The sequence below is a fragment of the Marmoricola sp. URHB0036 genome (assembly GCF_000426045.1).
Taxonomy (GTDB): Bacteria; Actinomycetota; Actinomycetes; order Propionibacteriales; family Nocardioidaceae; genus Marmoricola.
In genome coordinates this window covers 178,680-190,005 of sequence record NZ_AUEP01000012.1, presented here as the reverse complement: position 1 = coordinate 190,005, position 11,326 = coordinate 178,680, and the positions used below count along the sequence as shown (strand labels likewise).

Genomic DNA, 11,326 nt, shown 5'->3' with positions numbered 1-11,326 from the left:
GCTGTTCTGTCCTTTGTCATTGCGGACAGTTCTGTCTTGGGTTGGTCCGGACACTCGAGCGGTTGTGAGCGCATGGTGCGTTCATGGCAGACAGGGTGGTTCCGGTGGACGTTCGGGCTGTCGTGGTGGCCTGGCCTGAAGATGCTCCTCGGGGGGCGGTGACGAGGTTCTGTCGGGAGGTGGGGATCTCCCGGTCACGCTTCTATGAGATCAAGGCGCTGGCGAGGCGGGCCGGTGCCGAGGAGGCGATGGTTCAACGTCAGCGTTCGGTGGCTCGTTCGCCGTTGGCGATTCCCATCGAGGTCGAGGAGCTCGCGGTCCGGCTCCGCAAGGAGCTGGCGGACGCGGGTTGGGACCACGGGCCGATTAGCGTGCGGTATCGGCTCCAGCAGATGGGTATCGCAGCGCCCGCGGCCTCGACGCTGGCGCGGGTTTTTGCCCGCCGGGGAATGGTGGTTCCTCAGCCGCAGAAGCGGCCCCGGTCCAGCTATCGAAGGTTCGAGGCCCCGCTGGCGCATGTGTGCTGGCAGCTGGACACCTTCCAGTGGCCACTGGCCGATGCGGTGGGGTCGATCGCCAACGTCTACCAGCTCCTCGACGACAAGTCGCGGTTCATCGTCGCCAGCCATGTCGAGATCGGCGAGACCACCAGTGGCGCACTCACCGTTCTGGGCAAAGGCATCGCAGCGTTCCAGGTGCCACACCGGCTGCTCAGCGACAACGGCACCGCGTTCAACCAGACCCGGATGGGTCGACGCTCCCAGTTGGTCGAACACCTCCAAGCGCTGGGATGCAGAGCGATCACGGGCAAGCCTGGACACCCCCAGACCCAGGGCAAGGACGAACGGGTCCATGCCACCACCCAACGCTGGCTGCGAGCCCAGCCAGGAGCGCAAAGCATCAGCGAGCTGCGCGCCCAGATCGACTACTTCGACCATGCCTACAACCACGAACGGCCCCATCAGGCACTCGCAATGCGCACCCCTGCCCAGGCACTCAGCGACGGGCCTACAGCGTTGGAGCCGATCCCACCATTGCCGCCCGCGACACCCAGATCGATGCCGGTCAGCGCGAAGACCTACAAGACCGACTTCGCCGGCCGCGTCCACTTCCACCGCATCTCAGTCAACCTCAGCCGCAAGCACGCCCGGACCAAGGTCACCGTCGTCCGAAACGGCGACACCGTCAGCATCTTCGACCCCCACGGCACCCTGATCCGAAGCCAGCACCTCACCCCCGGAAAGCACTACTACGGAGTCCTGGGGGACCAAGCCCCTCGACCCAACCCGAGCGAAGTGTCCACACTGACCTGAGACACCAACACTGTCCGGACGAACCCGAGACATCACAGCGGCGTACGGCGGCCCTGGTGTGACACGACGCAGGTTTCCCCGGGCGCCCGGGGAAACCTGCGTCCTGTGGGGCTGCTGTGACTACCCGGCATTCCCCTGGGCGGCCTCCGCGAACTTCGTGGTGTAGGTCTTGGAGAGGTCGATGTCGTCCTTCTTCTCCTTGACCACGTCGCTGAAGGTGCCGAGCACGTCGAGCACGGTCTCCGGTCCACCGTCGGGCATCACGCCGTCGGGGGTGAACATCGTCGAGGAGTCCTTGATGGACTTCTCGTAGAGCGCCGGGTCGCCGCCGTTGTAGTCCTTCGGCATCTTGGCCGCGATCTCCGCGGCGCTGTGGGTGTGGATCCACTTCATCGTCCGAACGAACGCGTTGACCAGCTTCTGCACGGTCTTCGGGTTCTCCTTCACGTAGCTGCAGTCCATGTACATGGACGCCGCCGGGTAGAGACCGCCGAGCGCCTTCTGGGTCCCTTCCTCGGTGCGCATGTCGATCATCACCTTGCCGAGGCCCTTGTCGACCGCCGAGGCGATCGTCGGGTCGGTGGTCATGCCGGCGTCGATCCCGCCGTTCTGCAGCGCAGCGATGAAGGTCGAGCCCGCGCCAGCGGTCACGGTCGTGTACTTCTCGCTGTCGATGCCGTTCTTCTTGGCGAGGTACTGCGTCAGGTAGTCGGTCGACGACCCCGGTGAGGTGACCCCGAGCTTCTTGCCGGAGAAGTCGTCGGCGCCCGCGACGGACCCGGCCGACTTCGTCGAGACGACCTCGGCCTCGCCCGGCACCTTCGCGAGCTGTACGACGCTCTCGATGCACTTGCCCTGGGCCTGCAACGTGACGGTGTGGTCGTAGAACCCGACCACGCCCTGCACCTTGCCGGCGACGAGCACGTTCTCAGCCGTGGCGCCCGACGGCTCGGTCTTCAGGGAGACATCGACCCCGGCGTCCTTGAAGTAGCCGAGCCGGTCGGTGAGCATCGCGGGCAGGTAGATCACCTTGTCGATGCCGCCGACCATGATGCTCACCTTGGGCGTGCCGGAGGCGTCGTCGCCGTTGTCGGAACCGGTGGACGACGTACGTCCGCAGGCTGCGGTGGAGGCGGCCAGCGCGGCCGCGGTGAGGGTGGCGGCGATGCGCCGGGTGCTGTTCTTCATGTGAGTTCTCCTTGTGATGGTGGGGGAGTCAGATGCCGGCGGCCTGGCTCGTGGACGGTGGTCGCCACGACGTGAGCCGTCGTTCCAGTCGGGTGATGAGCCACTCGGCCACGAGGGCGATCACGGTGATGACGAGCATCCCGGCGTAGATGCCGGGGGCGTCGAAGTTGCCCTGGGACTTGTTGATCAGCAGCCCCATGCCCTTGTCGGCGCCGGTGAACTCGCCGACCACAGCGCCGATCAGGGCGAAGCCGAAGGCCACGTGCATCGACGCGAGGATCCAGGACGTCGCGCTGGGCAGGATGATCGTGCGCAGCAGGTCGCGCCGGTTCGCGCCGAGGATGCGGGCGTTGTCAACCAGCACCCGGTCGACCTCGCGGGCGCCCTGGAAGGCGTTGAAGAACACCGCGAAGAAGACGAGCACGAACGCGGTGGCGACCTTCGAGGACAGTCCGAGGCCGAACCAGATGACGAACAGCGACGCCAGCACGATGCGCGGGATCGCGTTGGCGCCCTTGATGAACGGGGCGAGCACGTCGGCCAGGAAGCGGCTGCGGCCGAGCAGCACACCGAGCACGACGCCGGCGATGGTGCCGATGATGAACCCGAGCACGGCCTCCTCGAGGGTGATCAGGATGTTGGACCAGATCGAGCCCTGCGAGGTGCCCTCGGTGAACCAGGTGACCAGCTTCTGCCAGATCGCCGAGGGGCTGGAGTAGAAGAACGGGTCGATGATCGTGCGGGCCGCGATCTCCCACGAGGCCAGCCACACGACGACGAGCAGGATGCGGACGCCGGTGACGACCCTCCAGTCCCTTGTACGCCGCTTCCTGGGTGCGGTCTCCCCATCGGCGGTCGATGCGGTCGATGCGGTCGAGGCAGACGATGCGGTCACGGTGCTGTCGGGGTGCTGGGTCTCAAGCGACACGGGAGGCTCCTCTGGCTCGGGTGATCTCGACCTCTTCGCGCAGGGAGTCCCACACGCGCTTGTAGATCTCGATGAACTCCGGGGTGAGCCGGATCTCCTCGACCCGGCGTGGACGCGGCAGGTCGATGTCGACGACGTCCTTGATGGTGGCCGGGCCGGCGGTCATCACGACGACCCGGTCGGCGAGGCTGATCGCCTCGGTGAGGTCGTGGGTGACGAACACGACGGCCGCCCCGGTGCCGGACCACAGCTCGAGCAGCTCGTCCTGCATCAGCTCCCGGGTCTGCACGTCGAGCGCGCCGAAGGGCTCGTCGAGGAGCAGCAGCGACGGCTCGGTGATCAGGGTCTGCGCCATCGCGACGCGCTTGCGCATCCCGCCGGAGAGCTGGTGGGGGTAGCGGTCCTCGAAACCGGTCAGTCCGACGCGCTCGATCCAGTCGCGCGCCTTGGCCTCGGCGTCCCGCTTCGGCATACCCCGGTAGCGCGGGCCGAGCGCGACGTTGTCGAGGACGTTCTTCCACGGCAGCACGGCGTCGGCCTGGAACATGTACCCGACGCCGTCGGGGATCCCGGTGACCGGTGCGTCGTGCACGCGGACCGTTCCCCTCGACGCGGGCTCGAGCCCGGACACGAGCGAGAGAGTGGTCGACTTGCCACAACCGGTGGGTCCGACGACGGCCACGAACTCGCCAGCGGCGATGTCCAGGGTCACGTCGCGGATCGCGGTGAAGGTGCCGCCGTCCTTGGTCGGGAACCGCTTCGTCGCGTCTCGCAACGCGATGGCCGGTGAGCCGGCGGTGGTGGTGTTCTGGGTCATGGGGCAGGACCGTAGGAGCCTGTGACGGCTGTCACCATCCTTGTGCAGGTTGACGACGAAGCCCGCACAAACTGCGTTCTGCGCGTTCTGCTCATGGGGTCGTGCGGTCGTACAGTGAGTCGGTGCCGCGCTCCTCACCGCCGGTGCCCCGCCGCCGGGGGACACGTCGTCGCCTCGCCCTGGGCACCCAGGCCGCGGTGGCCTTGCTGCTGCTCCTGGTGGTGGTCGTGCTGGTGTCGCTCGCGGCGTCGACGTACGTGCTGCGGCGCGACCTCGAGCAGCAGTACGAGCAGCGCGCGCTCGCCATCGCGCGGAGCCTGGCCTCGGACCCGACCGTCGCCCAAAGGGTGACCACGGACCGGCCGGATCCCGCCGGCCCGCTCCAGCAACAGGCCGAGCGGATACGTCGGGAGACCCAGGCGCTGTACGTCGTCGTCACCGACGACCACGGCATCCGCTTCAGCCACCCGACCCCCTCCAACGTCGGCAAGATGGTCAGCACCAGTCCCGACGAGGCGCTCAGAGGGCGCGAGGTCGTCACCATCGAGAAGGGCACCCTGGGCTACTCGGCGCGAGGCAAGGTCCCGCTGCGCAACGCCGACGGCCAGGTGGTGGGTGAGGTGAGCGTCGGCATCGCCACTTCGGAGATCTCCCACGAGACCCGCAAGCTGGTGCTCCTCCTCGCGCTGGTCGCGCTCGCACCACTCGCGGTCGGGGTGGTCGGCGCGGTCACGCTGGTGCGCCGACTCCGTCGTACGACGCTGGGTCTCGAGCCCGAGGAGATGGCCGACCTGCTCCGGGAGCACGCAGCGGTACTCGGCGGCGTACGCGACGCGGTCGTGGCCGTCGACACGGACGGCCGCGTCACCGTGAGCAACCCGGAGGCCGACCGGCTCGTCGGCCCGTCGGCCGGGCGGGGCCTACGGCGCGGCACCACGATCGAGGACTCAGGCGCCGGGCCCGAGCTGGTGGACCTGTTCCAGCAGGAGCCGGCGCCGGACGGCGTGCTCCGCGTCGTGGGCGGCCGGGTCGTCGTGGCCACGCGGCTGGTGGTGCAGCGTGACGGCCGTGACCTCGGCCAGGTGCTGATCCTGCGCGACCGGTCGGACCTCGATCACCTCGCGCGCGAGCTCGAAGCCACCCGGGCGCTGACCGACGCGCTGCGCGCACAGTCCCACGAGCACCGCAACCGCCTGCACACGCTGACCGGGATGCTCCACCACGGCGACCTCGACGCTGCTCGTGGGTACGTCGAGGAGCTGAATGCCCAGACCACCTGGGTGACCGGCGTGGACGACCCCTACCTGGCGGGCCTGCTCGCCGCCAAGGCCGCCGCTGCCTCCGAGGCCGGGGTGTCGCTGGTCGTGTCGGAGGCGACCTGGCTGGACGCGCGGGTCGTCCATCCCCTCGACGTGGTGACCGTCGTCGGCAATCTGATCGACAACGGTATCCGCGCGGCCGAGGAGGGCGCACGTGACCCGCGCTGGGTCGAGGTGACGCTCGTGTCCGACGGCGCCGACCTCGTGGTGCACGTCGCCGACAGTGGCGACGGGGTGCCGCCGGAGCTGGCCGGCCAGCTCTACGACCACGGGTTCACCACGCGTGACTCGAGCGCCGCGGGCCACGGGATCGGTCTGGCCCTCGCCCGTCACACCGCCCGGGCTCACGGTGGCGATGTCACTCTCGTCGACGGCGGCGGAGCCGATCACGGAGCTGCGTTCGAGGCGGTGCTCGCTGGAGTGCTCGCGACGCGACCTGCCGACCGTCGTACCCAGGAAGAGAGCGTGCGGTGAGCCGGCCACCGATCAGGGTGCTGGTGGTCGACGACGACTTCCGGGTGGTCCAGCTGCATGCGTCGTACGTCGGACAGGCGGAGGGCTTCGAGGTCGTAGCCGTCGCCCGGACGATCGCGGAGGCCCTCGAGCAGGCCGAGCGGACGCCGCCCGACCTGGTGCTGCTCGACGAGTACCTGCCCGACGGCAGCGGCTCCGCCGCGATCGGGCGGTTCGGTGCCGCGGTGATGATGGTCAGCGCCGCCGAGGACCCGACCGTCGTACGACGTGCGATCGCGGCCGGTGCCCTCAACTACGTGCTCAAGCCGTTCCCGCCCGGCGTGCTGGTCGAGCGGCTGGCCGCGTTCCGTCGCTTCTGGCAGGTGCTGGAGAGCGGCGCCGAGCTCGACCAGACCGGCGTCGACCGCGCACTCCAGGCGTTGCGGACGGCCGACACCCCGGTCGCGCGCTCTCCCAAGGGACGCTCGCCGGTGACCTCCGAGGCGATCGTGGAGGTCTTGCGCGCGGCCGAGGACGCCCTCACCGCGGTCGAGGTCGCGGACGCCACGGGCGTTTCGCGTGCCACGGCCCAGCGCTACCTCTCCGACCTCGCCCGCGACGGCCGTGTCCAGCTCACCCTGCGCTACGGCTCGACGGGGCGGCCCGAGCACTGCTTCGAGTGGCTGGGGAGCCGGGCCTGACACCGGGTTTTCGAGAAGCGTCAGTGGTCGCCCGTAGGCTGGATGCATGCGTCCAGTGACCGATCTCGAGCGCCGGGTGGCGCCGTTCGAGGTGAAGTCGGAGTACACCCCCTCCGGCGACCAGCCGACCGCGATCGCGGAGATCGTGAAGCGCATCCAGGGCGGGGAGAAGGACGTCGTGCTGCTCGGTGCCACCGGCACCGGCAAGACCGCGACCGTCGCCTGGGTGGCCGAGCAGCTCCAGCGACCGATCCTGGTGATGCAGCCCAACAAGACGCTGGCCGCCCAGTTCGCCAACGAGCTGCGCCAGCTGTTCCCCGACAACGCGATCGAGTACTTCGTCTCCTACTACGACTACTACCAACCCGAGGCCTACGTCCCGCAGACCGACACCTACATCGAGAAGGACTCCTCGATCAACGAGGAGGTCGAGCGGCTTCGCCACTCGGCGACCAACTCGCTGCTGACCCGGCGCGACGTCATCGTGGTCTCGACGGTGTCCTGCATCTACGGCCTCGGCACCCCGCAGGAGTACGTCGACCGCATGCTCCGGCTCAAGGTCGGCAACGAGATGGACCGCGACGACGTCCTCCGCCGGCTCGTCGAGATCCAGTACACCCGCAACGACCTCTCCTTCACCCGAGGCACCTTCCGCGTGCGCGGTGACACCCTGGAGATCTTCCCGGTCTACGAGGAGCACGCCGTGCGGGTGGAGTTCTTCGGCGACGAGATCGAGCGGCTGATGACCTTGCACCCGGTCACCGGCGAGATCCTCACCGACGACAACGAGGTCTACGTCTTCCCGGCCACCCACTACGTCGCCGGTCCGGCCCGGATGGAGCGGGCGATCAACGGCATCGAGGCCGAGCTCGAGGAGCAGGTGGCCTCCTTCGAGAAGCAGGGCAAGCTCCTCGAGGCCCAGCGGCTCCGGATGCGCACGACCTACGACGTGGAGATGATGCGCCAGGTCGGCTCCTGCTCCGGCATCGAGAACTACTCGATGCACATCGACGGCCGCTCCCGTGGCAGCGCCCCCAACTGCCTGCTCGACTACTTCCCGGAAGACTTCGTGCTCGTCGTCGACGAGTCCCACGTCGCAGTGCCCCAGATCGGGGGGATGTACGAAGGCGACATGTCCCGTAAGCGCAACCTGGTCGACCACGGCTTCCGGCTGCCGAGCGCGATGGACAACCGCCCGCTGCGCTGGGAGGAGTTCCTCGACCGGATCGGCCAGACCGTCTACCTCTCCGCGACCCCGGGCAACTACGAGATCAGCAAGGGCGGGGGCATCGACAACGTCGTCGAGCAGATCATCCGGCCCACCGGCCTCGTCGACCCCGAGGTGATCGTCAAGCCGACCAAGGGCCAGATCGACGACCTCATGGGCGAGATCAATGCACGCGTGGAGAAGAACGAGCGGGTCCTCGTCACGACGTTGACCAAGAAGATGTCCGAGGACCTCACCGACTACCTCCTCGAGAACGGCATCCGCACCCGCTACCTCCACTCCGAGGTCGACACCCTCAAGCGCATCGAGCTGCTGCGTGACCTGCGGCTGGGGGAGTACGACGTGCTCGTCGGCATCAACCTGCTCCGCGAGGGGCTCGACCTCCCCGAGGTGTCGCTGGTCGCCATCCTCGACGCCGACAAGGAGGGCTTCCTGCGCTCCGACAAGTCCCTGATCCAGACGATCGGTCGCGCCGCGCGCAACGTCTCCGGCCAGGTGGTCATGTACGCCGACCGGATGACGCCCTCGATGGAGATGGCCATCGACGAGACCAACCGCCGTCGCGCCAAGCAGGTCGCCTACAACGTGGCCCACGGTGTGGATCCCCAGCCGTTGCGCAAGAAGATCGCCGACATCACCGACATGCTCGCCCGTGAGGACGAGACCACCCAGGAGCTGCTCCAGACCTGGCAGGGCACCGGTGCCCGCGGCGACCGCAGCAAGAAGGCCCCCGTGCCGGGGCTGTCCCGGATGGGAGCCGACAAGGTCGAGCGGATGCACGAGCGGCTGCCCGACACCGCTGGCATCCCGTCCAGCGACCTCGCCGAGCTCGTGCAACAGCTCTCCGAGCAGATGCACGCCGCGGCCGGTGAGCTCCAGTTCGAGCTGGCAGCCCGGTTGCGCGACGAGATCTCCGACCTCAAGAAAGAGCTCCGCCAGATGATGGAGGCGACCCGATGAGCGCCGCCCGGACACGCACGCTGGCGGCGTTGTCGTCGGTCGACGGGCGCTTCGCTTCAAGCCCGCCTTCCCTCCTCCGCCTTGCCATCGCACGCACCGGACGACGCTCATGAGCACGATCAAGCAGGTCCAGGTGACCTTCGACTGCGCCGACCCAGCGCGGCTCAGTGCCTTCTGGGGTGAGGTGCTCGGATATCCGCCCGAAGCACCGCCCGCGCCGTTCGCCTCCTGGGAGGAGGCGCTCGACGCCTGGGGCATCCCCGAGGAGCAGCGCAACGACTACAGCGCGGTCAGCGACCCCGACAAGGTGGGGCCGCGGTTGTTCTTCCAGAAGGTGCCCGAGGGCAAGACCGTGAAGAACCGCGTGCACCTTGACGTCCGCGCCGCGCCAGGCCTGCAGGGTGACGACCGGATGGCCGCCCTCGAGGCGGAGGCCGAGCGACTGACCGGGCTGGGAGCCACCCGCCTGGAGCGCCACGAGCCCGGCGGTGTGAGCGCGGGGCACATCATCATGGGCGACCCGGAGGGCAACGAGTTCTGCCTCGACTGATGACCGAGGCCACACCGCTCGTGGTCAGGAGGAGTCGGCGGCGCGCGTAGAATTGCGCCAGTGACGGCACCCTCGCGATCGACTCCGCGCGAGGCATGGGTCGTCTGGATCGTCGGGATGCTGATCTACGTCCTGGCCGTCTTCCACCGCTCCTCGCTGGGCGTGGCCGGGCTGGTGGCCACCGAGCGCTTCCACATCTCCGCGACCCAGCTCGCGACCTTCACCATGCTCCAGCTCCTGGTGTACGCCGGCATGCAGGTGCCGGTGGGCCTGGTCATCGACCGGTTCGGGCCGCGCAGCGTGCTGCTCACCGGACTGGTGATGTTGACGGTGGCGCAGGCAGCGTTCGCCTTCGCCGAGAGCTATCCGGTGGCCCTGGTGGCGCGTGCCTTCGTCGGGATCGGCGACGCGATGACCTTCATCTGCGTGCTGCGGCTGGTCAGCAGCTGGTTCCCGGTACGCCGGATCCCGCTGGTCACCCAGCTGACCGGCACCCTGGGCCAGCTCGGTGCGGTCGTCGCAGCGATCCCGATGACCTGGGCTCTGGGTCACCTCGGCTGGACGCCGGCGTACCTGGCCGCGGCCTCCGTGGGGGTGCTGCTCATCGTGGCCCTCCTGTTCCTGCTCGGGGACGCACCGGGCAAGCGACACGTGCACGGTCCCCAGCTCTCGCTGTCGTCGGTCCGGCAGAACCTCGGCGACTCCTGGGCCCAGCCCGGGACCCGGCTCGGCTTCTGGATGCACTTCACCTCACAGTTCAGCGCCACCACGATGAGCCTGCTCTGGGGGTACCCCTTCTTCGTGCGCGGCGAGGGCCGCTCCCCGGCCACGGCCGGGCTGCTGCTCACCCTGATCGTGGTCGCCATCATGGCCTCGGGGCCGGTGCTCGGCTGGCTCGTCGGGGCGCACCCCTGGCACCGGTCCACGATGGTGCTGAGCATCGTCGGCGCGCTCGTCGCCGCCTGGACCGCCGTACTCCTCTGGCCGGGCAACGCGCCGCTCTGGCTCCTGGTGGCGCTGGTCGTCTTCGCCGGGCTCGGGGGACCGGCGTCGATCATCGGCTTCGACGTCGGCCGCACCTCCAACCCCGCACACCGGCTGGGCGCGGCCACCGGGATCATCAACCAGGGTGGCTTCTACGCCAGCCTCTTCCTCGTGGTGGCCATCGGGCTGGTGCTCGACTGGCGTACACCGGGCAGCGGCACCGACTACCCGGCCTCTGCCTTCCGCTGGGCCATGAGCGTGCAGTACCTGCTCTGGGCCGTCGGACTGGTGCAGATCTGGCGCTACCGGGTGCGCACGCGTGCCCTCATCCTGCGGCAGCAGGCCGAGGACGCCGAGCTCGCGCAGGTGATCGACCGCCACTGAGCGGCCGATCGGTGGTCAGCTGGAGCCGAGCGTCACCTTGCAGGTGCTCTTGGCGTGCTTGGAGATGTTCTTGGAGGCCGTCTCCACCTTGCCGCTGCTCATCTCCTGCAGCTTGGGGGCCAGCGCCGCCAGCTTCTGCGGGTCGGCTCCCTTGGGGATCTGACCCTGCTGCAGCTTGTCGAGGTCGGAGAGCTTGATGCCGGCGTCCTTGAACGCGTCGGTGATGGTGGTCAGCGCACCGTCGAGCACCTTCCAGTCGTCCTTGACCGCGTCAGGAGCCTCATCGGCCAGGGAGTGCATCCGGTCGAAGGCCTCGTCGAGCTTGCTGACGTCGGGGCTGCTGCCGTTGAAGCTGTCGAAGTAGGCCTTGTCGGCCTTCAGGTCCTTGCAGTAGGAGCTGTCCGCGCTGTTCTCGTCGGAGCCACACGCGGTGAGTGAGCCGAGGGACAGGGCGAGGGCCGCGAGAACGAGCGAGGTGCGCATGACGGTCGGTCCTTCGTG

At 68.6% G+C, this 11,326-nt stretch carries 10 protein-coding genes; 6 read left to right on the top strand and 4 right to left on the bottom strand.

Annotated elements, in window-relative coordinates; all coding sequences use genetic code 11:
- Nucleotides 1-179 precede the first annotated feature (179 nt).
- Nucleotides 180-1,313 (top strand): integrase core domain-containing protein, encoded by a 1,134-nt coding sequence (locus tag H976_RS29595; protein ID WP_196804097.1) that lies wholly within the window; start codon nt 180-182, stop codon nt 1,311-1,313.
- A gap of 120 nt (nt 1,314-1,433) precedes the next feature.
- Here H976_RS29595 and H976_RS0115175 read toward each other — a convergent pair whose 3' ends face one another.
- The 3 genes from H976_RS0115175 to H976_RS0115165 are packed head-to-tail and all read right to left on the bottom strand — an operon-like array spanning nt 1,434 to nt 4,246.
- On the bottom strand, nt 1,434-2,501 hold the full coding sequence (locus H976_RS0115175; RefSeq protein ID WP_036226659.1) for an ABC transporter substrate-binding protein: 1,068 nt from the start codon (nt 2,499-2,501) through the stop codon (nt 1,434-1,436).
- Nucleotides 2,502-2,529: 28 nt separating this feature from the next.
- Entirely contained in the window at nt 2,530-3,429 is a 900-nt protein-coding gene (locus tag H976_RS0115170; RefSeq protein WP_231388953.1) for an ABC transporter permease, read from the bottom strand.
- Nucleotides 3,419-4,246 (bottom strand): ABC transporter ATP-binding protein, encoded by an 828-nt coding sequence (locus H976_RS0115165; protein WP_027862243.1) that lies wholly within the window; start codon nt 4,244-4,246, stop codon nt 3,419-3,421. The genes H976_RS0115170 and H976_RS0115165 overlap by 11 nt, the downstream gene beginning before the upstream one ends.
- Before the next feature lie 122 nt (nt 4,247-4,368).
- Between H976_RS0115165 and H976_RS0115160 the strand changes: the two genes are divergently transcribed.
- From H976_RS0115160 to H976_RS0115140, 5 genes are all read left to right on the top strand, one after another.
- The gene (locus tag H976_RS0115160) at nt 4,369-6,039 is read left to right on the top strand and encodes a sensor histidine kinase (protein WP_155918291.1); all 1,671 of its coding nucleotides are present in this window, start codon (nt 4,369-4,371) and stop codon (nt 6,037-6,039) included.
- Entirely contained in the window at nt 6,036-6,719 is a 684-nt protein-coding gene (locus H976_RS0115155) for a response regulator (RefSeq protein ID WP_196804096.1), read from the top strand. Before H976_RS0115160 ends, H976_RS0115155 begins: the two co-directional genes overlap by 4 nt.
- Before the next feature lie 46 nt (nt 6,720-6,765).
- The gene (uvrB, locus tag H976_RS0115150; RefSeq protein ID WP_027862240.1) at nt 6,766-8,907 is read left to right on the top strand and encodes an excinuclease ABC subunit UvrB; all 2,142 of its coding nucleotides are present in this window, start codon (nt 6,766-6,768) and stop codon (nt 8,905-8,907) included.
- A gap of 109 nt (nt 8,908-9,016) precedes the next feature.
- On the top strand, nt 9,017-9,457 hold the full coding sequence (locus H976_RS0115145) for a VOC family protein (RefSeq protein WP_027862239.1): 441 nt from the start codon (nt 9,017-9,019) through the stop codon (nt 9,455-9,457).
- 60 nt (nt 9,458-9,517) lie between these two features.
- Nucleotides 9,518-10,825: a nitrate/nitrite transporter gene (locus tag H976_RS0115140; RefSeq protein WP_051276870.1), complete on the top strand. Its 1,308-nt coding sequence runs from the start codon at nt 9,518-9,520 to the stop codon at nt 10,823-10,825.
- Between the two features lie 15 nt (nt 10,826-10,840).
- Here H976_RS0115140 and H976_RS0115135 read toward each other — a convergent pair whose 3' ends face one another.
- A complete protein-coding gene (locus H976_RS0115135; RefSeq protein ID WP_027862237.1) occupies nt 10,841-11,308 on the bottom strand; it encodes a hypothetical protein in 468 nt (155 codons plus the stop codon).
- Between the last annotated feature and the right edge of the window lie 18 nt (nt 11,309-11,326).

Excerpts from the sequence above, each read along its gene's own strand:
- H976_RS0115175 (WP_036226659.1), bottom strand. The coding sequence starts at position 2,501 with ATGAAGAACAGCACCCGGCGCATCGCCGCCACCCTCACCGCGGCCGCG.
- H976_RS0115165 (WP_027862243.1), bottom strand. The coding sequence starts at position 4,246 with ATGACCCAGAACACCACCACCGCCGGCTCACCGGCCATCGCGTTGCGA.
- uvrB (WP_027862240.1), top strand. The coding sequence starts at position 6,766 with ATGCGTCCAGTGACCGATCTCGAGCGCCGGGTGGCGCCGTTCGAGGTG.
- H976_RS0115145 (WP_027862239.1), top strand. The coding sequence starts at position 9,017 with ATGAGCACGATCAAGCAGGTCCAGGTGACCTTCGACTGCGCCGACCCA.
- H976_RS0115135 (WP_027862237.1), bottom strand. The coding sequence starts at position 11,308 with ATGCGCACCTCGCTCGTTCTCGCGGCCCTCGCCCTGTCCCTCGGCTCA.